Raw genomic sequence first — 24793 nt, 5'->3', positions numbered from 1 at the left:
CTGTCGATGATGAGCGAAGGGACGATCTGTGGCGCAGAACAAGGACATTCCCCGGGTGCAAAACCCACCGGCGGGCGACGGGCATCATGTTACCTGGCGGTATATGACGGCCACTGAACTGGCCGAGCGTGAAGCGCGACAAAACGCCTACGACGCGATGCTGGTCCGGCAAGAGACGTTTGAACGCAGCCGGGAAGTAGCCGCAAAAAAACCTGAAGCCGTGCGTGCTGGCTGCGTGTTTGCCAAGTCCTGCAAGTTGCCGGACGCCATCATCGATTACGCCAACCCTTCCGGCATGGTGCCGACCGACAGCCTGAAGGATTACGGCGAGCTGATCCTGCTCGGCGCTCGCGAGGCGGATGAACGCGGTGGCGTCCCCCTCAAGAAAATCAGCGCCAATGCCCTCCCCGTCGGGTTTGGCAGCCTTGCGCTGGCCGGTTCGGCTTTCGAAGCGCTGCCAGCGCTGGTATCCAGTGCGGCGGTCGTGCCTTTGCTCGGGTTGGTTGCGCTGCTGATGCCATCAAATCTGGGTGACAGTGCGCTGTATACCGATGAGCAACTGAGCACGCTCAAACAAGCCCGAACACGCGTGCGCCTGCGCGTCGAGCAACAGGCCGACGGCAGTCTCAAGGGGTACGGTTTCTACACCGGCAAGAACCGCGATTGGGAAATGGTCGATGTCGTGCAGTTCACTGCACGCGGTGACCGGTTCGTTGCGGATCTGGGGGAAGGCGTCGAACTGCTGTGGACGCCGGCCGTGGACGGGTCGGACATCCTGGGCATTCCAGCGCTAGAGGCCGCACCGCAAGCTCCGCACATCTGGGTGTATCCGCCGACGAAAGCGGCGGACGGGATTCTGGTGAATCCGGTTTATCCACCGGAATACAAAGATTTCATTCTGGTGTTTCCCGCAGATTCGGGTGTAAAACCGATTTACATTGTTGTCAGCGCTGCAAAAGGCACCGCTGAAGCGAGACACACCTATCACCCCGCTCCAGAAACGTCAGACATCACAGCCTTTCCCGATTTAAGAAGAGCAAAAAAGAAAACCCCGTTCAACGGTGGGCTTAGGGATCGCTGGATAAACGCAAAAGGCCGAGTTATCTATGAATGGGACTATTTACATGGCGAGCTTGAAGCCTACCGCGCAAGCGATGGCAGTCATTTAGGCTCTTACGACCACAGAACTGGTGAACAGATAGATCCACCCAAAAAGAACCGCAGTATCAAAAAATATCTATGAGGATTACATGGGACTGAAGGCCAGACTTGAATGGTATGACCAACAAACCGAACTGGGTGAAGGAGAGGAATTGTCGAAAGATTTTGGTGAGGACAGCTCCTTAATGGATGCATTAGGCCTACCGACGGAAAGCTTCAATAATGGCGGGATCGATGTCAAATCCGATTGGGTCAACGTTCTCCAGCCTCATTTCCGGCACTCCATACAATTTTCTTCTTACGATTATCAGGTATCGTTTATTTACCGTGATCAATGGTAGATGGGACTCGAACTGAGAATGGAATGGTACGACACAGCAACTTTGGAGTTTCAGGGGAAGATTCGTCAAAAGATCTGGGTGATTATGAATCAGTGTTAAAACGCTTCGGGGATCCCCGCCGAGGACAAGAAGTCGTCCCCACTTCAATGCGTCGTCCTCACCTTTATCGAACTATCCCCACGCCTTTAGCGACACGTCCTACAGCCATAATTTGCCTGCTTCGCTAACGTCGTGCAGCCCCTTTCGAGGGGCTGTCGATGATGAGCGAAGGGACGGTCTGTGGCGCGTGACAAGGACATTTCGCGGGTGCAAAACCCACCGGCGGGCGACGGGCATCACGTTACCTGGCGGTATATGACGGCCACTGAACTGGCCGAGCGCGAAGCGCGACAAAACGCCTACGACGCGATGCTGGCCCGGCAAGAGGCGTTTGAGCGCAGCCGGGAAGTGGCCGCAAAAAAAACTGAAGCCGTGCGTGCTGGCTGCGTGTTTGCCAAGTCCTGCAAGTTGCCGGACGCAATCATCGATTACGCCAACCCTTCCGGCATGGTGCCGACCGACAGCCTGAAGGATTACGGCGAGCTGATCCTGCTCGGCGCTCGCGAAGCGGATGAACGCGGTGGCGTCCCCCTCAAAAAAATCAGCGCCAATACCCTCCCCGTCGGGTTTGGCAGCCTGGCGTTGGCCGGTTCAGCCTTCGAAGCGCTGCCAGCGATGATGTCCAGCGCGGCGGTCTCGCCTTTGCTCGGGTTGGTTGCGCTGCTGATGCCTTCAAATCTGGGTGACAGTGCGCTGTATACCGATGAGCAACTGAGCACGCTCAAACAAGCCCGGACTCGCGTGCGCCTGCGTGTCGAACAACAGGCCGATGGCACGCTCAAGGGTTATGGTTTCTACACCGGCAAGCACCGCGATTGGGAAATGGTCGATGTCGTGCAGTTCACTGCACGCGGTGACCGGTTCGTTGCGGATCTGGGGGAAGGCGTCGAATTGCTCTGGACGCCGGCTGTGGATGGCTCTGACATCCTCGGCATCCCGGCGTTGGAGGCTGCACCGCAGGCACCGCATATCTGGGTGTACCCGCCGACGAAAGCGGCGGACGGGATTCTGGTGAATCCGGTTTATCCGCCCGAGTACAAAGATTTCATTCTGGTGTTTCCGGCGGATTCGGGCGTCAGGCCGCTATACATAGTGGTTGCGCGCCCGGTGTCGGGTGACCACGGCTACCATATGCCACCAAAAACACTTCCTGCATTTCCCGATGCGAAACCGGTTCGCAATAAAGGGCATCGCAGGCGCTGGGAAAGCAAGAAACGCATCTACGAGTGGGATTACCAACATGGTGCTGTCGAGGTTTATAACTGGGAAGGTGATCATCTCGGCGAGTTCGATATCGAGACAGGAAAGCAAACGGGTAAGGCAAAACCCGAACGACGCACAACAACCAAGTAACGATCGAGTATTCAGAATGATTTTTTTATCTCTTTCCGGTTTTTTTCCAGAACCAAATCCTGACAGTTCGCTGCAGTACGACATGGATGTACCGCAGACTTCAGAACAAGAAGTTCTCAACGCAATGGGCTGGAAATCGCTCAAAGACGTACCTATGGGTGAACATGAGTTGTCCGAGACCCAAGCTAAAAAAATCATGCGGATCGTCAATACGCCCTTCAGGAGCGATCTGACTTACTACATCGGGCTTTGTCGCGGAGGCTGATCCAAAAGCGCAAAACAAGCGGGCAACAAAAACCCCGACCAGTCACCTGATCGGGGTTTTCTTTACCTGCATCCCGCTTAGTGCGAAACGCGGCTGGTCCCGCCAACGGTCGAAATCCGTACCCGCTCGCCGACGCGGAACACTTCATTCTCCTGAACCTGCTGCACGTAGGCGCGCATGCTGCCGTCGTCTTCACGCACGGTGATTTCCACACCTTGGGTGCGGGTCAGGCCTTCTTCGGTGGCCGAGCCGAGCAGGCCGCCCGCCACTGCGCCGATGACTGCGGCGACGATGCTGCCCTTGCCGCCGCCGATGGCGCTGCCGCCGACACCGCCGACCACTGCGCCCGCCGCGCCGCCGATCGGGGTCTTGGTGCCTTCGATTTTCACCGGACGCAGGGATTCAATGGTGCCCATGCGAATCGTCTGCACGCGACGTGCTTCGTCACGGGAGTAGGAGTCACCGGTCAGGCTCGACTGGCAGCCGGTCAGCAACATTGCCATGGTGGAAAAGGAAGCAACCAGCAGAACAGACTTACGCATAGCATCAACTCCAAAAGAACATGTGTTCATTAAACTCCGTGGCTTGGCGCCTGTCACGACACCTGCCGGATAAATTGGCTTCCATTCAGGCCAGGTACAGACGGCGGCGAACGTCCACTTACAGTAGCGCCAAATCAGCGATCCTGCGCCGCCGGCCGCTATCTCGCTCGGTAGACTGTTCAGGGTGCCAGTCGTTCAAGAATCCAGGCGGCGCCCTGCGCACGGTAGTTGAGGCGATCATGCAGACGGCTCGGACGGCCCTGCCAGAATTCGATGCGCTCGGGCAGCAAGCGATACCCGCCCCAGTGTGCCGGGCAGTCGGGTTGGCAGTCGGAGAAACGCTGCTCGGTGGCCTTGAGCAAATCTTCCAGTTCACCGCGACCGTTGATCACACGGCTTTGCGGTGAGGCCCAAGCGCCGAGACGACTGCCCAGTGGCCGTACCTGGTAGTACGCGTCGGACTCCTGCGGCGTGACCTTGACCACCCGCCCTTCGATGCGCACCTGACGCTCCAGGGTCGGCCAGAAGAACGTCATGGCGGCGAACGGATTGGCCGCCAGCTGTTGGCCCTTGGCACTGTCGTAATTGGTGAAGAAGGTAAAGCCGTGTTCGTCCAGGCCCTTGAGCAGCAGAATGCGGCAGTGCGGACGCCCGTCGGCATCGACCGTGGCCAGGGTCATGGCGTTGGCCTCGACCGGCGCCTGTTCGGTGTTCACCGCATCGGCGAACCACTGGTGAAACAGGGCAAACGGCTCGGCCGGAGCTTGCGCCTCGGTCAAGCCATCGCGGGTGTAATCACGACGCATATCTGCCAGAGCCTGGGTCATGGCGCATTCCTTTTGATTAGCGGATCACTTTTTGGTGGCGTCTGTCGCAGCGACTTTCTTGTCGGTCGTGGCAGCCTTGGCTGGCGCGGTTTTCTTTGCCGCCGGTTTGGCCGGAGCCTTTTTCGCAGGTGCCTTGGCCGCAGCTTTCTTGGCTGGGGCCTTTTTCGCCGCTGGGACGGCAGCTTTTTTCGCGGCTGGAGCCGGAGCCGCTGGTTTGGCCGCTGGCTTGACGTCTTGCGCCGCGACCATGGTCACTGGCTTCGGCGCGGGCATGTTGTATTTGCTCAACAGCGCAACCATGGTGTTTTGTGGGGACACCAGCAACTCAACGCGACGGTTCAAGGCGCGGCCTTCAACGCTGTCATTGGCCGCGCGCGGCGCTTCCGAGCCCATGCCACGCAGCATCAGGCGATCGCGCTGCAGACCGCTGAGGCGGAAGATCGCCGCCACCGATTGCGCACGTTCCTGGCTCAGTTTGATATTGGCCGGCGCGGCACCGCTGGTGTCGCTGTGGCCGAGCACCAGCACGGCAGTCTTCGGATCGGCTTCGAGGATTTTCGCCACGCGGGTGAACGGGCCGAGGGTGACCGGCAGCAGCATCGCCGGGCGGTCCGGGTTGAACGAGCCTTCGACCGGTGCGGTGACGACCAGCACGTTGTCGCGGCGTTCGAGTTGCAGGTTGCTGTCCTTGACCGCTTCACGCAGGCGCGGTTCGTAGTCGTCGAGCCAGGCCTGAGTCACCTTGGGGTCGGGCATCGGCACGGCTTTGGCGGTAGGCTGGTCCTTGCCGCCGAACGGCCACCACCATTTGCCATTGGACTCGGCCTCAGCCTTGGCGACGGCAACCGGTTTTTTCACTTCCGGAGCAACTTCAGCCTTCAGATCCGCTTTGGTCGCTTCATCGCTGGAACCGAACGGCCAATACCACGGATTGCTGCTCTCAGCCTTGGCGACCGGTGCAGTCGCCGCAGGTTTCGGAGCCGGGGCCGGTGCAGGCTCCTTGGCCGCGACCGTGTCGGAAGAACCGAACGGCCACCAGCTGCCGCCGTCCGCGTCGTTTTTCGGGGTCTGTGCGCAACCGGTGATCGCTACACACAGGGCCAGGGCGAGGGTCTTTTTAGATGACATTGAAAATCCACAAATGAAGTAATGAAAAATCAGAGCACTTTCGCCCGGATAAACAGCCGTTTTGAATCGAAAATCCTGTTGAGGTTCCGCCCCTGGAACCTCTATCAACGCTTTACAGACAAGTGGCAAGCACCCGCGCGAGCTTTTGCGCGCGCGGGTCCATCAATACATATGGCCCAAGGGTATTTGTCACAAAACCGAACGCAACATCATGCTCAGGGTCAGCAAAACCAATGGAACCGCCCGCCCCTGGATGGCCGAACGCGCGCGGACCGAGGCCGTAGGTGGCGTTGGGCACGTCCGGTTGGTCGAGCATACAGCCGAGACCGAAACGCGTGCGGGTCAGCAACGTCTTGTCGTCGCCGAGGCTGTGCTCGCGGGTCAGCTCTTCGAGCATGTCGCTTTCAAGCAGACTGCCGTCGAGCAAGCCGGCATAAAACCCGGCCAGACTGCGCGCATTGCCGTGGCCGTTGGCCGCTGGTTGCTGCATGCGACGCCATTCCGGTTTGTTGGTGCTGGTCAGTACCGACGGCGGATTGGTGAAGGCTCGGGTAGTCATGGCCGTCGGTTCGCGCATGGTCACTTGCAGCAAACGCTGGGCTGCGGCGTCGCCGGAGTTGCCTTTGCCACGGGCGATGTGCGCCACGCGGTGAAATTCTTCATCGGCCAGACCGACATGGAAATCCAGCCCCAACGGCTTGGCCACACGAGCGACAATGGATTCACCGGGCCCACGGTCGTCAGCGCGGCGCAGCAATTCGCCAACCAGCCAACCGTAAGTGATCGCGGCATAACCGTGACCGGTGCCCGGCGTCCACCACGGTGTTTCGGCCGCGAGGGCATCGACCATGGTTTGCCAGTCGTACAGGGCTTCGGGAGCGAGCAGTTCGCGCAGCGCCGGCAGGCCGGCCTGATGGCAGAGCAATTGGCGCAGCGTTATGGATTCTTTACCGGCGGCGGCGAACTCCGGCCAATAGCGGGCGACCGGTGCATCGAGTTGCAACTTGCCTTCGGCCACCAGTTGCAGCGCGGTGACCGCAGTAAACGTCTTGGTGCAGGAGAACAGGTTGGCAATGGTGTCGCTGTGCCAGGCTTCGGCGCCGTCTTTGTCAGCGGTGCCGGACCAGAGGTCGACAACGGTTTGTCCACCGACCTGAATGCACAGGGCTGCGCCGCGTTCCTGGGGATCGTCGAACAGTGCGGCAAATGCCTCGCGCACCGCTTCGAATTGAAGCTCGTAATGACCCTGAATCTGCACCCGCAACTCCCCCGCGAAAACGCTCTACAAAGTGGCCCGCATTGTTCCAGCCCTTGAGGGATTTGGGAACAGGCGCGGGCCAGACGGTTGTTCTGGAAATTTGTTGAGGCGGCTCGCGAAGAACGATAACGCGGTCTCTCGGAACTCAGTGACCATTGCCCGAATGCCCACCCGCATGTCCGGCCCCGGCCGCCTTACCCGCCTCCCCTTTGCGCCCGCCCTCAGCTTCATGAGCCGGGGCTTTCTGTGCTTCTTTGCCAAGCTGCTCAAGCGTCTGCAGATTGCTCTTGCGGACAGTCTCGACGAAGCCCTGGTACGGCACATCGGTGACCCCGACCAGACCGAAGTGACCATTCTCGCCGTCGAGCAAACGCCCGGTTACCGGTTGATCGAGATACTGGAACCAATGCACGCCAACAATCGACGGCTCGTTGAGCGCCTGTTTGAGGAAATTGGCATAGGCCGGGCCGCGATCTTCTTCTCGCGCGACTTGCGTAACACCGCCCCAGAGCGGGCCACGATCGGTCGAGCCGAAATTGAACTCGGTGATCAGCACCGGTTTGTCCAGCGCGGCGAGGGCGGCGAAGTCATGACCGTCCTGCGGTTTGAGCGTGTACATATTGAAGCTCAGCACATCGCAATACTGCGCACAGGACGCCACGGCTTCCGGCGTGCTCACGGCGAAGCGCCCGCCGAGCAGCATCTGGTTGGGTGCGTGCCATTTCAGCGAGTCGGAAATGGTCTTGAAGTACGTATCGGCGAAAACCTTCTGGAAGTATTTGAAGTCGGCCTCGATTTCCGGGTTTTCCGGGTTCGGCAGCGGCGGCACGAAGCCCGGATCTTCCATCAATTCCCACGCCGGCAAGTCGATACCCCAGGCCTTCGACAGCCCGGCCTGATCGCGGTATTTGTCGCGCAGTTGTTTGAGGAAGGCGCGTTTGGCCGGCACGTCAGTGGTCATTTTCAGCGTGCCGTAGGCCAGCGCATAACGTGCCTTGGGATCATCGCCGGGACCGGCCCAGGCCAGTTCGTTGTCGGCGTAATAGCCGATCAGCCACGGATCGTCGCGATGATCGCGCGCGGCAATCGCCACCGCACGCTCGGTAGCCATGGCAAATCGCGGATCGAACGGGTCAGGCATGCCGCCCCACCAATCGCTGCCGGTGCTGATACTGGCGTAGTCGCCGACGATCGACAGCGGCAAGGTGTACGGCACGCGCTCGGCATCGCCAAGCACCGGTGCGCTCCAGTTGCCGATGGTATTGAAGCCCCAGGCTTGCAGGCGATCAAGAGTGTGGGTGGCCCATTGCTGTTCGTCGATAGTCGCTTGGCACGGCGCGGAGGTTTCAGCGCGGGCGATGTGCGCCGCGTCTGTTTGAGCGGCTTCGGCCACGCCGGATTTCGGCTCGACTACAGGCGCGGCACCAGGCGCGGCGGTTTTCTCGGCGGACGTTTCGGCGGCTTCGGATTTGGCCGCCTCTGCCACGCCGGACTTGCCTTCGCTGTCCGCCTTGCACGGCGCGCCGTACAAGCGTTGCAGGTTAGCGGAGTAGAAGTCATACCAGCGACCATTGGCATAGCCTCGACCCTGATCGACGCCATTGCCACCGCGATTGTCGCCCTCGCCAAAATGGCTGGCCAGCGGTTCGTTCGGCTTGGGCAACGAGTCGAACATGTATTCGCGACCGCTCACATAAGTGCGGTTGACGTCGGGGCTGACGGTGTTGACGCCGAGGGAGTAAAACGGATGCCCTTCAGGGGTCACCAGATACCAGCGGCCATCGCGCTTTTCGCTGCGGAAGAAACCGCTGGCCTTGAACGCCGGGCCCCGATTCCAGCCACCGAATTTGTCCAGTGAGGACTTCTGGCGCTCGGCCAGCCAGCTCTTCAGTTGCTGCTGTTCCTTGGCGGCGGCGGATTTCAGTTGCTGGTCGTCGGCGATCTTCTCCGGCCACTTGCCTCGAGTCGATTGCCCGTATGCATCGACCAGATTGCCGTATACGGCCTGGTTGATCCCGTCGTCGCTCTGCACGCCGAAACGCTCGAGCAGCAGGCTCTGGGCAACTTTCGGTTGATCCATCGACAGACTGACCGAGACCACTTGGCTGCGATCAATTGCGCCACTGCTGCTGGCGAGCAGGATGCGTTGGCCATCGACAGTCATCGGCATCGCCGGCCCGGCTTTCATGCCCTGGCTCAACGGCGTGGTGGCGACCAAAGGCACCAGCAGGGTCTGCGCCGGACCGGCCGGCAGGTCGACGCGGCTGACCAGGGTTTTGCCATCGTTGCTCTGAATCTGCACGTAAACCGTTACAGCCCAGTCCATCGCGCTCTGCAGCCGCAGGGTCATCATGCCGGACTGCGACCAGTCCCAAGCGCCGGTCTGTGGCGTCAGGCGCAAGGTCGGGCGAGCCACAGGATTGAAGGTCACACGGCGCAGCACCTCGCCTTCTGCGGTCTGCTCGGCGTTGGCTTGGGGTAGATCGGCGTTTTCGGTGACAACCTTGACCACGTCGGCCGGGCGCACGAAGTTGAACAGGGTCTGTTGACCGGCAGGCGCTGCGCACAGCGGCGCAGCGAAGATCAGGGCGAATACAGCGGGCAACGAACGGCGAATCATAAGAACGGAGTTCTCCCTAACGACCCATCAAGGCCAGTGGAAAAGCGGTGGCAAGGAGATAGACAACACAATGGGCGAAACCGCCCACCGTTGTCTCAGGATATTTCGCGGCGGAACGGCGGCAGTGCGTTGAGGATCGCCTTGCCGTAGCGCTGGGTGACCAGACGCCGATCAAGCAAGGTGATGGTGCCGCGGTCTTCTTCGGTGCGCAGCAGACGCCCGCAGGCCTGGACCAGTTTCAGCGAAGCGTCGGGCACCGAGATTTCCATGAACGGATTGCCGCCGCGGGCTTCGATCCATTCCGACAGCGCGGCCTCGACCGGGTCATCCGGCACCGAAAACGGGATCTTGGCGATCACCACGTGCTCGCAGTAAGCCCCCGGCAAGTCGACGCCCTCGGCAAAACTGGCGAGGCCGAACAGCACGCTGGAATCGCCGCCATCGACACGCGCCTTGTGCTTGTTCAGGGTTTCCTGTTTCGACAGGTTGCCTTGAATGAACACTTGCTTGCGCCAGTCACGATCGAGGCCGTCGAATACGTCCTGCATCTGTTTGCGCGAAGAGAACAGCACCAGCGTGCCGCGCGAGCCCTCGACCAGATCCGGCAATTCGCGAATGATCGCCGCCGTGTGCGCCGCCGCATCGCGCGGGTCGGCCTTCAGGTCGGGCACGCGCAATACCCCGGCATCGGCGTGATGGAATGGGCTCGGCACCACGGCGGTGACGGCTTTTTTCGGCAGACCGGCGCGCATGCGGAATCGGTCGAACGTGCCCAGCGCGGTCAGCGTCGCCGAAGTCACCAGACAGCCGTAAGCCACGTTCCACAGGCTGCGGCGCAGGGTTTCTGCGGCGAGGATCGGGCTGGCGTTGACCTCGATGTCGAACAGCGAACCGCTTTCGGCCAAGGTCAGCCAGCGCGCCATCGGCGGGCTGTCTTCCGGGTCTTCGGCGGTGAACGCGGTCCACAATTCCCAGTTGCCGGAAGCACGGGACAACAGGCTGCCGAACAGCGGATACCATTCTTCGGCCTGATTGCTGGCGATGCCGATGTTGACCTCGCCGTCCATGCCTTCCTTGAGCAGGTCGGTCAGGCGCTGGAACAGATCGTTGAGCCGCGAAAAGCCCTTCTTCAGCTCGATGCCCATTTCGCGCATGTGCTCCGGAATCACCCCGCCGACAAAGCGATGACGCGGGCGCTCGCGGCCCTCGACGTCTTCACCGGGTTTGAAATCGGCCACCTGTTCGCAGGCGCTGAACATGAACTGCTGCTGCGCCTTTATCTCGCGCGCCAGCTCCGGCACCTGCTCGATCAGCTTGCCCAGATCGCCCGGCAACGGGTGCTGAGCCAGCAGCTTGGTGAGGTTCTTGGCGGTGGTTTCCAGCCAGTCGGCAGTGGAACGCAGGCGCGTGTAATGGGCGAAGTGGCCGATCGCCTTGTCTGGCAGGTGGTGGCCTTCGTCGAACACGTAAATGGTATCGCGCGGATCCGGCAACACCGCGCCGCCGCCCAGCGCCAGGTCAGCCAGGACCATGTCGTGGTTGGTGACGATCACGTCGACCTTGCCCATGCCTTCGCGCGCTTTGTAAAAGGCGCACTGGCCGAAGTTCGGGCAATGCCGGTTGGTGCACTGGCTGTGATCAGTGGTCAGGCGCGCCCAGTCGGCGTCTTCCAGCGCATTCGGCCAGCTGTCGCGATCGCCGTCCCACTTATTGCCGGCGAGCTTTTCGATCATGCTGGTGAACAGCTTCTGGCTGGCCTCGTCGACCTCGATCTTGAAGCCTTCTTCTTCGAACAACTGCGCGGTGGCGGTTTGCGCGTGGCCTTCCTGCAGCAGCATGTCGAGCTTGGACAGGCACATGTAACGGCCACGACCCTTGGCCAACGCAAAGCTGAAATTAAGCCCGCTGTTGCGCATAAGGTCAGGCAAATCCTTGTAGACGATCTGCTCTTGCAGGGCCACGGTCGCGGTGGCGATCACCAAGCGCTTACCGGCCAGTTTCGCAGTCGGGATCGCCGCGAGGCTGTAGGCCACCGTCTTGCCGGTACCGGTGCCGGCTTCCACCGCGACAATCGCGGGGTCGCCACTGCGCCGGCCTTCGTCGTCGGTGTCGATATCACCGAGGACTTTCGCGATTTCAGCGATCATCAGGCGCTGACCGTATCGCGGCTTGAGGCTCTTGGCCTCTAGAAAACGCGAATAGGCGCCCTGGATCGTGGTTTTGAGTTCAGTGCTGATCATTGAGTGTCGGGCGCAAAAACGCTGGATAAATTTTCAGTGGTTTGATTCGGCGGCTATCATACCCCGCTAATCGATCCTGCGCAGAACGGAGTGCCCGAATGACACCTTTTAGCCTCGTTTATCCCCTGCATGTCCTCGCCGCGCTAGTGTGGGTTGGCGGCATGTTTTTCGCCTGGATGGTCTTGCGCCCTGCGGCTGTGAAGGCTTTGGAGGGGCCGGCCCGACTGACCCTGTGGGTGGAAGTGTTTCAAGGTTTTTTCCGTTGGGTCTGGGTGGCGGTGATCCTCTTGCCGATCACTGGCGTGGGCATGCTGCATCTGCAGCAGGTCGGGTTCGAGACCGCGCCAAAGTACGTGCAGGTGATGATCGGTTTGTATGTGGTGATGACCGCGCTGTTCATCCGCATCCAGGGGCTGATGCTGCCTGAGCTGCGCAAAGCGGTGGAGGCAAAGGACTGGCCGGCGGGTGCGGCGGTGCTGGGGCGGATTCGCCGGGTGGTGGGGGTTAATCTGCTGGTCGGGGTGGTGCTGGTGGCGGTTGCGGCGGCACGGCCTATACTCTGACCATCTGCCGCTAGAGGATCAAAAGCCCCTCACCCTAGCCCTCCCGAAGCGTCGGACCGCCCGGAGGGAGAGGGGACTGAATGGGGGATATTGAAGAGGTACGCCGACTTGAGCGATTGGCGCTGAATCCATAAGCGACCCGATCTTTCAGGTCAATGCATAACGCCAAACATCTCGATCGGCCCCCTCTCCCTGTGGGAGAGGGCTGGGGTGAGGGTTGGACGTTAAAGGCGCTGCACAGTCACAGCACCCGCCGCCCCCGCCGGCCCTGGCTGTCCATCCGCGCCGGCCTTGCCGTTCTTGCCGCCATCGGCGCGATACACCAGGCAGCCCTTGGACTTGCCGCCCTTGCCCGCCTTGCCGCCGACACCCGCCGGCCCACCGGCACCGCCCGCCACGTTGACCTTGATCCGCTCGGCCGGAAATTCACGCGGCACTTCAAGGCGCACCAGCGCTCCCGGTGCGCCTGGCTGGCCGTCGCTACCGTTGCTGCCATCGGAACCATGGCCGGCCGCGCCATAAGTGCAGCCTGGATCTTCACCGTTACCGCCGTCGAGCCCGACAAACCCCGGCGCGCCCGTGCCGCCACGAGCGTCGACCAACAGCTGCGGCGCGTTCAACGCCTTGAATTGCAGATTCAGATTGCGTCCGGCACGGGCGGCCTTTTCATAAGTGCCCGGTGCCCCGCGCGCGGTGATCTGGCTGCCTTCGCTGAGGTCGGCGCGCACCACTTTCATCTCCAGCGCCTGTTCGGCCGGAACAATGGCGATGCGCGCTTCATGGCCCAAACGTAATTCACCGACGTTCAATTCGGTCACGTTCGACGGGATCAGCAAGGTGCCGTAATCGGCGACTTCCAGCTTCTCCAGTTGCAAGGTGCTGGCAGTGTTGGGCAGACGCATCAGCGAGTTGGCTTCGACGCTGACCACCTGGGCGCAGGCAAAGGGACTGATGAATGCAGCGAGCAGGCAGAGTTTACGCATGGGAAGAAGCCTCCGGAGCGGCCGGGGCCGGGATGGTTTGCAGGTGGAAGACGCCGAACAACAGGATGCGGCCACGATCACGCCAGGGATGCGGGCGACCTTTGAGGCTGCGGTTGCACAGCAGCACCTCAATGACATGGATCAGCAACAACAGACCGCCGGCCAGATTGACCAGCAGGTGCAGCGGACGAACGAACGGCACCAGTTGATTGGCCAGCACCACGCAGCAGAACAGCAGGGTCAACAAACGCCCCAGCCACCAGAACACTTTCATACGCCCCCCGTGTTGCGAATTATTCTTTGCGCGCACAGTAGCGGCTTCTACGGGGGATAAGCCAGAGGGTCAAATGAAAAAACTTCGCTGTGCCGCTAAATGGCTGCCGGCGCGATAATGATCGCCCGGCAGCTCTAGCCTGCGCCCTGCAGCGGCGCCCTAGCGATTGATGTGCAATTCCACGCGACGGTTCTGTGCGCGCCCGTCGTCCGTGGCGTTGTCCGCCACCGGCTCGCCTTCGCCACGCCCTTCGCTGGTCAGTTTGTTCGGCGCCAGGCCCTGACTGAGCAGATAGGACGCGACACTGCTGGCACGGCGTTCCGACAAGGCCTGGTTATAGGCATCCGAACCTTTGCTGTCGGTGTGGCCGATGACCTTGATGCTGACCACGTCGGCGTTGCGCAACTTGTCCATCAGCGTATCGAGCTGCGCCGTCGCAGCCGGGGTCAGGTCGGATTTGTCGAAATCGAACAGCACGTCGCCGGCATCGCTGAGGGTGATGACTTCCGTTTGCGGCGCCGGCTCCGGCGCTTTGGTCGCAGCCGGGTACACCGGCAGCGGGCAACCGCGATGATCGACCTCGGTGTTTTCCGGGGTATCGGGGCAGCGGTCGCGGCGGTCGAATACGCCGTCGCTGTCTTCATCGCCGTCCTGGGCGTAACAGATCAAGCCTCCGGTGAGGATGCCCAATGCCGCGCCGCCACCGGCCCAGCCGGCGCTTTCGATAGCGCCGAGGCCGCCACCGACCAGCCCGCCGAGAAGGCTGCAGATCGGCCATGTACGTTGATTGAGGGGGGCAGTGCCATCGCTGTGCGTGGCGCAACCGGTGAGCAGGCTGCCGAGCAGCAGTACCGGCAAGACGGACCTTGCGAAAACAGTCATGGTGAAAGCTCCTGTGTCACCGGCCCATACCGGTTACACAGGAGTAAAGACCCGCATCCGCGACTGCACAAGCCGCAGATGCGAGAGGGCTTAACGGACGATTTTGATTTCGGTGCGACGGTTCTGCGCGCGACCATCGGCTGACTTGTTATCCGCCACTGGCTGACTTTCACCCAGACCGGACACCGAGACGAAACTGGCGCGCGGCACGCCCTGCTGGATCAGATACTCCACCACCGAATGCGCACGGCGATCCGACAGTTTCTTGTTGTAGGCATCGCTGCCCACACTGTCGGTGTGACCGGTCACGGTCAGTTGCGCGGTCGAGGATTCCTGTTTCAGGCGGTCGGCAACCTTGTCCAGTACCTGTTTGTCAGGACCGGTCAGCGTGGCCTTGTCGAACTGGAAGTGCACATCACGGATGACGATGGTTTCTTCCTTCACCACGACTGCTTCTTCTACCACTGGCGCAGGGGCCGGTGGCGGGCAACCGTCAGCGTCGACCTGGACGCCTTTAGGCGTGCCCGGGCACTTGTCGCGACTGTCCGGCACACCATCGCCGTCTTCGTCACCATCACCATGAACCCAGCAATAGGCGGCTGCCGTACCACCGACCAGCAGCGCACCGTAACCGGCCCACGCAGCGCTTTCGGTGGCACCGAGACCGGCGCCGACCACACCACCGACCGCCGCACAGGTCGGCCAGTCGGTTTTCTGCAAACCTGCACAACCAGTCAACACACTGGTTAGCAGAACCAAGGGTAATGCTGTCCGAACTATGCTCATCTAGTTTTCTCCTGAGGGATCGGCTTAAAACCGATTCAGGGAGTAAAGACCGGAGTTTTAATCTCCGCCAGCAATAGGCCATTGCTGTTTGCGACCGTGTTCACAGGGCTTGGCCAGATTGTCGGGCGAGCGCGCCGACGCAACGCTTTGCCACCGTGCGCAGGCAGGCTAGTCTTGGCGGTCTGATTGAGGAGCATTGATGAACGTCGCCATTTCTTCCCGCACGCCGCAACAGGCGTTGGCTGCTTTGCTGGATCGCTACGCGCCGGCGCGCTTGCTGCTGATCGGCGCCAGCGAGTTTCCGGCCTTGAGCGCTTTCAAAGAGGCGCATCCGGATACCGTCGTCGCCCATGCTTCACCCGGTACATTGCCCGCCGAACTGGCGGCGCAGCGCTTCGATCTGGCGCTGGTCGTCGATTGCCTGGAACATTTGCCCAAGCGCGACGGCCTTAACGTGTTGGGCGGCATCCGTAACCTCAACGCCAGTCGCATCGCAGTATTGGCGGACCTGAGCGCCAGCGGCTGGCAGGAAACCGACTTCTATTCGCTGGCGCTGCAGGCCAGCGAACGTTTCCAGCGCGACGATCAGGTGCTGACCCTGTTCACCTACGATCTGCTTGACTACAAACAAGTCCCCGACTGGCTCAATTCGCGATTCTGGGCCAATCCGGAAAACTTCGGGAAATACTGGTGGTAATGCAATGAGTACAGCCATTTGCCCGTGCGGCAGCGGCAATCTGCTGCAAGCCTGCTGCGGCCATTATCACGAAGGCCACCCGGCACCGTGCGCCGAAGCGCTGATGCGTTCGCGCTACAGCGCTTATGTGCTGGGGCTGATCGATTATCTGGTGGCAACCACCCTGCCCGCGCAGCAGTCGGGGCTGGATCGCCAGTCGATCAGCAACTGGAGCGCGCAGAGCACCTGGCTCGGTCTGGAAGTGGAAAGCTCGGAAGTCTTCGGCGGCCAGCCGGAGCACGCCTTCGTCACCTTTACCGCGCGCTGGCATGACGACCAGGGCGAGCACAGTCATCGCGAGCGCTCCTCGTTCGTGCAGAACGGCGGCCGCTGGTATTTCATCGACCCGACCGTGCCGATGAAGTTGGGGCGCAATGACAATTGCCTGTGTGGCAGCGGGCAGAAATTCAAGAAATGCTGCTCGGGGTATTTCGACGCGTAGACCGGCTGGCGACTAGACTGGGGTCAAAGGGAGTTCTGCTCGATGCTCGGTCAACGTCACACGTTGCGATTGGTTGTTCTGATGCTGATGTTGAACCTCGGCGGTTGCGCGTCGTGGTTCGGCGACGACAGCGTCGAACCCGCCGTGCATCTGGTGAAAGTCGAAGTGGTGCGGGCGAAACTGCTCGAACAGAAATTCATCCTGCATTTTCGCGTCGACAACCCCAACGACAGCGAACTGACCGTGCGCGGTCTGGAATACCGTATCCATCTGGCTGACATGCTGCTGGCTGAGGGTGAACACGAGCATTGGTTCAGCGTCGGACCGAAACACAGTGCATATTTCAAGGTGCCGATCCGCACCAACCTGTGGCCGAAGGTCAAGGACGTGGTGAAAATTCTGAAAAAATCCGATCAGCAGATTCCCTATCGCCTGCAGGGCGAAATGGAAACCGGTTTATTCATCGCCGACTACGTGCACCTGGAGCGCAATGGCGTGATAATCCCCGCCGATTTAATTCCGGAGCAACACCGATGACCCAGCAACCTCATGTCCACGGCCCTGACTGCAACCACGACCACGACCATCATCACGAGCATGACCACGGCCACGTGCACGGCCCGAACTGCGGCCACGCCCACCAGGAACCGGTGCGCAACGCCTTGAAAGACGTCGGCCGCAACGACCCGTGCCCATGCGGCAACGGCAAGAAATTCAAGAAGTGCCACGGCGCGTGATGCGTTGGGCGAAGCAGTTCTTCGCCCGTTAGATCGCCATTGCTTGCAGGCAAGCTCCCACCTTCGACCGCGTTATTCAATTGCAACGCGGTCCAGTGTGGGAGCCTGCTCGCGAAGAGGCCGGCACATCCAGCATCGTTGTCGCCTGATCCACCGCCATCGCTTGCAGGCAAGCTCCCCAAAAAAACCGCCCCTTTCTCAGGCCGAGTGTCAGCTCGCCTGCTGTTGATCTTGATCATCCGCAACGTTGAAGGCTTCGGAGCCTGAAAATCAAAAGCCCCTCACCCTAGCCCTCTCCCAGAGGGAGAGGGGACTGACCGGGTTGGATGTGAAAGGTATGCTGACCTGAAATACCGAGTCGTACCCAAACCTCGAAGCCAACCAAAATCGGCTCCCTCTCCCTCGGGAGAGGGCTGGGGTGAGGGGAAAATACACCGCAAATCCACAGTCATGCGCCGCTTCTCACCACTCAACAATGAGCGTTAGCTCGAGTGCTTGTGATCTTGATCCACCGGCGACATCGGAAGGCTGAGCGCAGGGATTGATCCGGGCGTGGGAGCGCAGCGACCGTCTGGCGCAGCCAGACACAGCGGAAGTAGGTGCAGCGAAGCAAACCGTAGCCGCTGCGCCCGGATCAGTCCCGGAGCGAAGGAACCCGAGCTTGCGAGGGCCGAACGTAGGAGCAAGCCTTTTCGGTTACCTTTTTGGCGTTTGAAAAAGGTGACCCGCTGTAAAAGCGGAACCCTAAGCGGCCGTTACCGCAGCAACGGATATGTACACAGCAACCAAAAAAACCAGCGCCTGAAAGAAAGCCATCGCTTGCAGGCAAGCTCCCACATTTGGAATGCATTCCATCCGGAAGAACACGATTCCCTGTGGGAGCCAGCCTGCTGGCGATGACGCCGGCATCTCCAATAGAGGTATTCAGCCAGCTGCCAGAACCCGGGCACTGCTGACCACCGTCGCATACTCCCCGTGCAAATTCCCCAGCGACATCCCGTGCACCTCCTCAGCCGTCCGCGGTGTGCCGAAATAATCGGCCTTGTCGAAGGTAAAACACGCGTTCTCCACCACCCAAGCATCGAACCCCAGATTACCGGCAGTGCGCGCCGTCGATTCCACCGAGTTGTGGGTAGCCACGCCGACAATCACCAGTTGCCCAATCCCCGCCTCACGCAATCGCGCCTCCAGCCCGGTGGCAGAAAACGCATCCGGCACCTGCTTCTGAATCAGCCACTCGCCCTGCTGCGGCACGAATCGTGGCTGGAACTCCACGCCCTCCTGCTCTGGCCAGAACACCGATTCCGGCGAGCGCGACAGATGCTGGACATGAATCAGCGGGCGCGCGGTACGGCGCCATAGCGCCAACAGATCAAGCATCCGTTCTTCCGCCTGCGGGTTATTTCGTCGGCCGAGGCGCGGATGCAGAATGCCTTTCTGTTGATCAATGATAATCAGTGCAGCGTTGCCCTTGAGCTCCATGGCGATTTTTCTCACGAGGTTTGATCGGTTTTCCTCAGTTCACCATCACCGCTTCGCGTCAGGCAACTGCAAACGCGTCGACCGCCCGCCGTACCACTGAAGAAATAACCGCTCACCCCGCTTGCGCGGCCCTCGCCTGCTCACTAACGTAGCGCCTTTATTGCGCCCCCAGCCTTTATCCCCAGGAGCTTCGCCATGGCCTCGCCAGCCCTTACACATTTTCTTCCCCGGTTCGGCGTTGCCGCAGCAATGGCCGGTGTCCTGGGCCTGTCCGGTTGCCAGACCTGGAACGCCCAGGACAGCCTGCCACCGACCTCCGGCGTGCAGCCGCTCAAGGGCCTGGCGCAGAACGTTTCGGTACGCCGCAATGCCATGGGCATGCCGTTGATCGAAAGCAACACCTTCCACGATGCGCTGTTCAGCCTCGGCTACGTCCACGCCAGCGACCGCATCAACCAGATGGTCACGCTGCGTCTGTTGGCGCAGGGCCGTCTGGCGGAAATGGCCGGGGCCTCGATGCTCGATGCCGACCGCTACATGCGGGCGGTCAACCTGAAGAAAAGCGCTGGCGAGTTGTACAAGGCTTCGTCGCCGCGTCTCAAACGCTTCTTCGAAGTCTATGCGCGGGGCGTCAATGCTTACCTGTTCCGCTACGCCGACAAGCTGCCGGGCGATCTCGCCGCCAGCGGCTACAAGCCTGAATACTGGAAGCCGGAAGATTCGGCGCTGATCTTCGCCCTGCTGAATTTCAGCCAGTCGGCCAACCTGCCGGAAGAAATCCAGTCGCTGGTGCTCGCGCAAACCGTCACCAGCGACAAACTCGCTTGGCTGACGCCGTCCGCGCCGGATGAAAACCTGCCGCTGGCCGAGGCCGACAAGCTGCAAGGTCTCAAGCTCAACGGGCAGATTCCCGGGCTGAGCGAATTGAGCAACGCCAGCCAGCAACTGTCGACGCTGAACCTGCTCGGTGCGACGTCGGCGAACAACTGGGCGATCGCCCCTCAACGCAGTCGCAGCGGCAAGAGCCTGCTGGCCAGCGACGCCCACGGGCCGCTGATGGCGCCATCGTTGTGGAGCTTCGTGCAGATTCGCGCTCCGAAATATCAGGCGGCCGGGGTGACCATCGCCGGTTTGCCGATGGTACTGGGCGGTTTCAACGGCAAAGTGGCGTGGAGCATGACCAGCGTGCTCGGCGACAATCAGGACCTGTTCCTGGAGAAAATCCGCCGCCAGGGCAGCAGCCTGACCTACGAGGTCAACGGCAAATGGCAGCCACTGGGCGTGCGCAACGAAACCTATTTCGTCAAAGGCCAGCGACCGATTCGTGAAGCGGTGTACGAAACCCGTCACGGCGCGCTGCTCAACAGTGCTCAAGCGGCAGCGCAAGGCAGCGGTTTCGGCCTGGCCTTGCAGACCCCGAGCTTCACCGACGACAAATCCCTGGACGCGTTTTTTGACCTGACCCGTGCGCAAACCGTCGAACGTGCTTCCGACGCCAGCCGCGAAATCCGTGCTATCACCACCAATCTGGTGTTCGCCGATGCGAGCAACATTGGCTGGCAGGTCACCGGACGCTTCCCCAACCGCCGTGAAGGCGAAGGCCTGCTGCCCTCGCCGGGCTGGGAAGGTCGGTATGACTGGGACGGTTACGCCGACCCGATGCTGCACCCCTACGATCAGGACCCGGCGCAAGGCTGGCTCGGCACCGCCAACCAGCGCGTGATCCCCGACGGTTACGGCATGCAGTTGTCGAAATCATGGGCGGCGCCGGAGCGCGGCGAGCGCCTGGCGGAACTGGCTGGCGGCAGCAAACACGACAGCCGCAGCGTGATCGCCATGCAGTACGATCAGACCACAACCTTTGCCGCCAAACTGAAGAAAGTCTTTGAAGCGCCGGGCATGAAACAACCGCTGAAGCAGGCGATCGATGCCCTGCCGGAAGCCGAGCGCAGCAAGGCCCGCGAAGCCTTTACGCGGCTGATGGCGTTCGACGGCAAGCTCAGCCCGACCTCGGCGGATGCGGCGCTGTATGAACTGTTCCTGCAGGAAAGCATGAAGCAGATCTTCCTCGACGAACTCGGCCCGCCATCGAGCCCGGCGTGGAAAGCGTTTGTCGCCAACGGGGATACGTCGTACGCAGCGCAGGCCGACCATTTGCTCGGTCGCGAGGACAGCCCGTTCTGGGATGACGTGCGCACGCCGCAGAAAGAAGACAAGGCGCAGATTCTTGCACGCAGCCTCGCCGCTGCGATCAGTGCGGGCGACAGTCAATTGGGGGGCGATCACCGCGCCTGGCAGTGGGGCAAGATGCACAGCTACCAATGGAGCAATGCCATCGGCCAGACCGTGCGCGGGCCGCTGGCGGCGGGTGGTGATCACACGACGCTGAACACCGCTGCGTTTGCCTGGGGACAGGATTTCGCGACCACGCGGGCACCGTCGATGCGTTTCATCGTCGACTTCGGTCAGGCGGAACCGCTGATGGGGCAGAACGGTACCGGGCAGTCGGGTAATCCGCTCAGCCCGAATTACCTCAACGGCATCGATGCGTGGCTGAAGGGGCAGTACATCGGGTTGCCGATGCAGCCGCAGAATTTTGACCGGGTGTATGGCAAGACTCGACTGACACTTACTCCCGGGAAATAGGCCAAAGATCAAAAGCCCCTCATCGGAACGCCGCCCGCCTAGCCCTCTCCCGGAGGGAGAGGGGACTGATTGGGGGATGCGTGGCTAATTCGCCGACCTGATCGAGCGAGGCTGAATCCGGCATGGATTTCATTTTGCCGAAACCGGCACTGATCGTTCCCACGCTCCGCGTGGGAATGCCTCAACGGACGCTCCGCGTTCGGCTCTGGAGGGGACGCGGAGCGTCCCGGGCTGCGTTCCCACGCAGAGCGTGGGAACGATCAGAGTGGCTCGGCTTCCAGGCGAGGTCAGCCCCATATTCAGCTCGGTCCATCAGGTCGATGCACCTCGTCAGACACTTCGCTCGGCCCCCTCTCCTTCGGGAGAGGGCTGGGGTGAGGGTAGCGCGGCAAAACCGATCGAACTTCCAGCCTCACGCCCGCCTCATACGTAACAAGCCCCCCATTCCGGTCACGACATGGATCTTGTTATCGCCCGACCCGAAGGTCTCTATTGCCCCGCCGGGGATTTCTATATCGATCCGTGGCGCCCGGTCGAACGTTCGGTCATCACCCATGCCCACGGCGATCATGCGAGAACCGGCAACCAGCATTACCTGTCCAGCAGCGCCAGCGAAGGGATTTTGCGCGCGCGCCTCGGTCAGGACATCAACCTGCAGACCCTGCCCTACGGCCAGCGCCTGACGCATCACGGTGTCACCTTGAGTTTTCACCCGGCCGGCCATGTGCTCGGTTCGGCGCAGGTGCGTCTGGAATATGGCGGCGAAGTCTGGGTCGCGTCGGGCGATTACAAGGTCGAACCGGACGGCACCTGCGCGCCGTTCGAGCCGGTGCGCTGCCACACGTTCATCACCGAATCGACCTTCGGCCTGCCGATCTACCGCTGGCAGCCGCAAGCGCAGATTTTCGCCGAGATCAACCAATGGTGGGCGGCCAACATCGCCGCCGGCAAAGCCAGCGTGTTGCTCTGTTATTCATTCGGCAAGGCTCAGCGAATTCTCCATGGCATCGACGCCAGCCTCGGCCCGATCCTCAGCCACGGCGCAGTCGAGCCGTTGAACCGGGTCTATCGCGAGGCCGGCGTGTATCTGCCACCGACGCTTTACGCAGGAGATATAAAGAAAAGCGACCCGATCATGCGCCAGGCGCTGGTCATCGCCCCGCCCTCGGCCGGCGGCAGTACATGGATGCGTCGTTTCGGCGAATTCAGCGACGGTTTCGCCAGCGGCTGGATGCGTTTGCGCGGTACCCGGCGGCGGCGTGGCGTCGATCGCGGTTTCGTGCTTTCCGACCACGCCGACTGGCCAGGCCTGCTGTGGGCCATCGAACAGACCGGCGCGGAACGGGTGATGGTCACTCACGGTTCGATCGGCGTGCTGGTGCGCCACTTGCGTGAAAAAGGTCTGGATGCGCAAGGCTTCAACACCGAGTACGGCGATGACGAAGAAGAAAACGCCGCCAGCGAGCCCGCCCTGGCCGAGGTGCCGACATGAAAGCGTTTGCCGAGCTGTACGCCGAACTCGACGCGACGACCTCGAGCAACGCCAAACTGGCAGCGATGCAGGCCTACTTCGCCCAGGCCGAGCCACAGGATGCGGCGTGGGCGGTGTACTTTCTTTCCGGTGGCCGGCCCCGGCAACTGGTGCCGGTGAAAATCCTGCGAGAGCTGGCGGTCGAGGTTTCCGGGCTGGAACCGTGGCTGTTCGAGGAAAGCTATCAGGCGGTCGGCGATCTGGCGGAAACCATTTCGCTGGTGTTGCCGGAGAACCTGCACAGCTCCGAAGCCGGCCTTGCTGAGTGGATTGAAGACAAACTGCTGCCGCTGCGCGGCGAAACCCCGGAGTCTCTGGCGCGGCAACTGCCGGCACTGTGGGCGCAACTCGATCGGGCGAGCCTGATGCTGTGCATCAAACTGATCACCGGCAGCTTTCGCGTCGGCGTGTCGAAACTGCTGGTCACCCGCGCTCTGGCATCGATGGCCGGGCTCGACAGTAAACGTGTCGCGCAGCGACTGGTCGGCTACACCGACCTGTCCAACCGGCCGAGTGCCGCCAGCTATCTGAAACTGATCGCCCCTGAGTCGGCAGACGAACATGCCCAACGCGGCGGTCAGCCCTACCCGTTCTTCCTGGCCCATGCCCTGTCGCAACCGGTCGATCAGTTCAACGCATTGCTCGGCCCGGTCAGCGACTGGCAGGTGGAATGGAAGTGGGATGGCATTCGTGCGCAAGTGGTCAAGCGTGACGGCCGTTTGTGGGTGTGGTCGCGGGGCGAGGAACTGGTTACCGAACGGTTTCCCGAACTTGACGTGCTGGTGCATGGATTACCGGATGGCACGGTCATCGACGGTGAAATCGTTGTTTGGAAAAGCACCCATCCGAGCACCGAAGACGCCTTCAATCCGCAGTCCACGGCGCCGCCGGCGGTTCAACCCTTTGCCCTGCTGCAACAACGCATCGGCCGCAAAACTCTCGACAAGAAAATCCTCGAAGACGTGCCGGTGGTGGTGCTGGCCTACGACCTGCTGGAATGGCAGGGCGAAGACTGGCGCAACCAGCCCCAAACCAAACGCCGCGAACAACTGGAAGCGGTGATCGCCCGTTGCAACAGCCCGGTGCTGTTGCCGTCGCCGGTGCTGACCGGCGGCGACTGGGCCGATCTTGCCCAACAACGCGAGGCCTCGCGGCGCCTCGGGGTCGAGGGCATGATGCTCAAGGCGCGCGACGCGTTGTATGGCGTCGGGCGCACCAAGGACATGGGCGTGTGGTGGAAGTGGAAGGTCGATCCGTTCAGTGTCGATGCAGTGTTGATCTATGCGCAGCGCGGTCACGGTCGTCGCGCCAGCCTGTACAGCGATTACACCTTCGCCGTGTGGGACGGCCCGCCGGAGTCGAGCCAACGCTCGCTGGTGCCGTTTGCCAAGGCCTATTCGGGGCTGACCGATGAAGAAATGCGTCAGGTCGACAGCATCGTGCGCAAGACCACGGTAGAGAAGTTCGGCCCGGTCAGCAGCGTCAAACCGAGCCTGGTGTTCGAACTGGGTTTCGAAGGCATCGCCCTGTCACGGCGGCACAAGAGCGGAATCGCCGTGCGCTTCCCGCGCATGCTGCGCTGGCGCAAGGATAAAACCGTCGAAGAGGCGGACAGCCTCGCTACCTTGCAGGATCTACTGGCCTGATCCTGGCCCCGCCCCGGTGATCGCAGTAATCGTGGTGATCGCGGTGATCGTTCCCACGCTCTGCGTGGAAATGCCTCAACGGACGCTCCGCGTTCGGCTTTGGAAGGGACGCAGAGCGCCCCGGGCTGCGTCCCTACGCAGAGCGTGGGAACGATCAAGGTGAGCAGTCGAGCGCCGAGCAGTGCAAAGCCCCAAAACTGTGCAAGAATCCAGACCCAGCCAAGCGCTCGCACCAATCGCGTGCTCGCCCT

The 24793-nt window shown here is 61.4% G+C and carries 23 protein-coding genes; 12 read left to right on the top strand and 11 right to left on the bottom strand.

Annotated elements, in window-relative coordinates; translation table 11 throughout:
- Nucleotides 1-28 precede the first annotated feature (28 nt).
- The 4 genes from BLU52_RS04705 to BLU52_RS04690 all read left to right on the top strand — a co-directional run bounded on the left by BLU52_RS04705 (nt 29) and on the right by BLU52_RS04690 (nt 3219).
- On the top strand, nt 29-1243 hold the full coding sequence (locus tag BLU52_RS04705) for an S-type pyocin domain-containing protein (RefSeq protein WP_090282116.1): 1215 nt from the start codon (nt 29-31) through the stop codon (nt 1241-1243).
- 7 nt (nt 1244-1250) lie between these two features.
- A complete protein-coding gene (locus tag BLU52_RS04700) occupies nt 1251-1502 on the top strand; it encodes a colicin E3-like toxin immunity protein (RefSeq protein ID WP_090282115.1) in 252 nt (83 codons plus the stop codon).
- 279 nt (nt 1503-1781) lie between these two features.
- Nucleotides 1782-2954: an S-type pyocin domain-containing protein gene (locus BLU52_RS04695; RefSeq protein WP_090282114.1), complete on the top strand. Its 1173-nt coding sequence runs from the start codon at nt 1782-1784 to the stop codon at nt 2952-2954.
- Nucleotides 2955-2970: 16 nt separating this feature from the next.
- Nucleotides 2971-3219 carry a pyocin S6 family toxin immunity protein gene (locus tag BLU52_RS04690; protein WP_090282113.1) on the top strand — a complete coding sequence of 83 codons (249 nt, stop codon included), beginning with the start codon at nt 2971-2973 and terminating at the stop codon, nt 3217-3219.
- A gap of 77 nt (nt 3220-3296) precedes the next feature.
- Here the strand turns inward: BLU52_RS04690 and BLU52_RS04685 are convergent, their stop codons facing one another.
- The 6 genes from BLU52_RS04685 to dinG all read right to left on the bottom strand — a co-directional run bounded on the left by BLU52_RS04685 (nt 3297) and on the right by dinG (nt 11834).
- Nucleotides 3297-3761, bottom strand: a complete 465-nt coding sequence (locus BLU52_RS04685; protein ID WP_016771369.1) for an outer membrane lipoprotein — start codon at nt 3759-3761, stop codon at nt 3297-3299.
- A 179-nt stretch (nt 3762-3940) separates the two neighbouring features.
- Entirely contained in the window at nt 3941-4588 is a 648-nt protein-coding gene (pdxH, locus tag BLU52_RS04680) for a pyridoxamine 5'-phosphate oxidase (protein WP_090282112.1), read from the bottom strand.
- A gap of 24 nt (nt 4589-4612) precedes the next feature.
- A complete protein-coding gene (locus tag BLU52_RS04675; RefSeq protein WP_090282111.1) occupies nt 4613-5716 on the bottom strand; it encodes an OmpA family protein in 1104 nt (367 codons plus the stop codon).
- 112 nt (nt 5717-5828) lie between these two features.
- A complete protein-coding gene (locus BLU52_RS04670; RefSeq protein ID WP_090282110.1) occupies nt 5829-6974 on the bottom strand; it encodes a serine hydrolase domain-containing protein in 1146 nt (381 codons plus the stop codon).
- 145 nt (nt 6975-7119) lie between these two features.
- Nucleotides 7120-9594, bottom strand: coding sequence for a beta-galactosidase (locus tag BLU52_RS04665; RefSeq protein WP_090282109.1), 2475 nt, complete (start codon nt 9592-9594; stop codon nt 7120-7122).
- 95 nt (nt 9595-9689) lie between these two features.
- A complete protein-coding gene (gene dinG / locus BLU52_RS04660; protein WP_090282108.1) occupies nt 9690-11834 on the bottom strand; it encodes an ATP-dependent DNA helicase DinG in 2145 nt (714 codons plus the stop codon).
- Nucleotides 11835-11932: 98 nt separating this feature from the next.
- On the opposite strand from dinG, the gene BLU52_RS04655 reads away from it, so the two are divergent.
- A complete protein-coding gene (locus tag BLU52_RS04655) occupies nt 11933-12397 on the top strand; it encodes a DUF2269 family protein (protein ID WP_090282107.1) in 465 nt (154 codons plus the stop codon).
- Nucleotides 12398-12621: 224 nt separating this feature from the next.
- Here the strand turns inward: BLU52_RS04655 and BLU52_RS04650 are convergent, their stop codons facing one another.
- From BLU52_RS04650 to BLU52_RS04635, 4 genes are all read right to left on the bottom strand, one after another.
- Nucleotides 12622-13380: a hypothetical protein gene (locus tag BLU52_RS04650; protein ID WP_090282106.1), complete on the bottom strand. Its 759-nt coding sequence runs from the start codon at nt 13378-13380 to the stop codon at nt 12622-12624.
- On the bottom strand, nt 13373-13654 hold the full coding sequence (locus BLU52_RS04645) for a DUF1145 domain-containing protein (protein WP_090282105.1): 282 nt from the start codon (nt 13652-13654) through the stop codon (nt 13373-13375). The genes BLU52_RS04650 and BLU52_RS04645 overlap by 8 nt, the downstream gene beginning before the upstream one ends.
- 159 nt (nt 13655-13813) lie before the next feature.
- Complete coding sequence (locus tag BLU52_RS04640; RefSeq protein ID WP_090282104.1) at nt 13814-14536, bottom strand: OmpA family protein; 723 nt, start codon at nt 14534-14536, stop codon at nt 13814-13816.
- A 90-nt stretch (nt 14537-14626) separates the two neighbouring features.
- Nucleotides 14627-15322: an OmpA family protein gene (locus tag BLU52_RS04635; RefSeq protein ID WP_090282103.1), complete on the bottom strand. Its 696-nt coding sequence runs from the start codon at nt 15320-15322 to the stop codon at nt 14627-14629.
- A gap of 199 nt (nt 15323-15521) precedes the next feature.
- Here BLU52_RS04635 and BLU52_RS04630 point away from each other — a divergent pair, with 199 nt between their 5' ends.
- Genes BLU52_RS04630 through BLU52_RS04615 form a run of 4 tightly spaced genes read left to right on the top strand, consistent with a single transcriptional unit; the run spans nt 15522 to nt 17237 of the window.
- A complete protein-coding gene (locus BLU52_RS04630; RefSeq protein WP_090282102.1) occupies nt 15522-16019 on the top strand; it encodes a DUF6231 family protein in 498 nt (165 codons plus the stop codon).
- A gap of 4 nt (nt 16020-16023) precedes the next feature.
- Nucleotides 16024-16500, top strand: a complete 477-nt coding sequence (locus BLU52_RS04625) for a YchJ family protein (protein WP_090282101.1) — start codon at nt 16024-16026, stop codon at nt 16498-16500.
- Nucleotides 16501-16542: 42 nt separating this feature from the next.
- Nucleotides 16543-17037, top strand: coding sequence for an LEA type 2 family protein (locus BLU52_RS04620; RefSeq protein WP_090282100.1), 495 nt, complete (start codon nt 16543-16545; stop codon nt 17035-17037).
- Nucleotides 17034-17237: an SEC-C metal-binding domain-containing protein gene (locus BLU52_RS04615; protein ID WP_034154967.1), complete on the top strand. Its 204-nt coding sequence runs from the start codon at nt 17034-17036 to the stop codon at nt 17235-17237. Before BLU52_RS04620 ends, BLU52_RS04615 begins: the two co-directional genes overlap by 4 nt.
- A gap of 924 nt (nt 17238-18161) precedes the next feature.
- On the opposite strand, the gene BLU52_RS04610 is transcribed toward BLU52_RS04615, so the two are convergent.
- Nucleotides 18162-18719 carry a cysteine hydrolase family protein gene (locus BLU52_RS04610; RefSeq protein ID WP_090282099.1) on the bottom strand — a complete coding sequence of 186 codons (558 nt, stop codon included), beginning with the start codon at nt 18717-18719 and terminating at the stop codon, nt 18162-18164.
- Between the two features lie 195 nt (nt 18720-18914).
- Between BLU52_RS04610 and BLU52_RS04605 the strand changes: the two genes are divergently transcribed.
- The 3 genes from BLU52_RS04605 (at nt 18915) to BLU52_RS04595 (ending at nt 24542) form a co-directional block, all read left to right on the top strand.
- Nucleotides 18915-21365, top strand: a complete 2451-nt coding sequence (locus BLU52_RS04605; RefSeq protein WP_090282098.1) for a penicillin acylase family protein — start codon at nt 18915-18917, stop codon at nt 21363-21365.
- A 457-nt stretch (nt 21366-21822) separates the two neighbouring features.
- Entirely contained in the window at nt 21823-22857 is a 1035-nt protein-coding gene (locus tag BLU52_RS04600; protein ID WP_090282097.1) for a ligase-associated DNA damage response exonuclease, read from the top strand.
- Nucleotides 22854-24542 (top strand): ATP-dependent DNA ligase, encoded by a 1689-nt coding sequence (locus BLU52_RS04595; RefSeq protein WP_090282096.1) that lies wholly within the window; start codon nt 22854-22856, stop codon nt 24540-24542. Before BLU52_RS04600 ends, BLU52_RS04595 begins: the two co-directional genes overlap by 4 nt.
- The last annotated feature ends 251 nt before the right edge of the window (nt 24543-24793 follow it).

Source organism: Pseudomonas granadensis, from assembly GCF_900105485.1.
Lineage (GTDB): Bacteria > Pseudomonadota > Gammaproteobacteria > Pseudomonadales > Pseudomonadaceae > Aquipseudomonas > Aquipseudomonas granadensis.
Note: the sequence above shows the minus strand (reverse complement) of the source record. Positions and strands in the feature narration are given on the sequence as shown.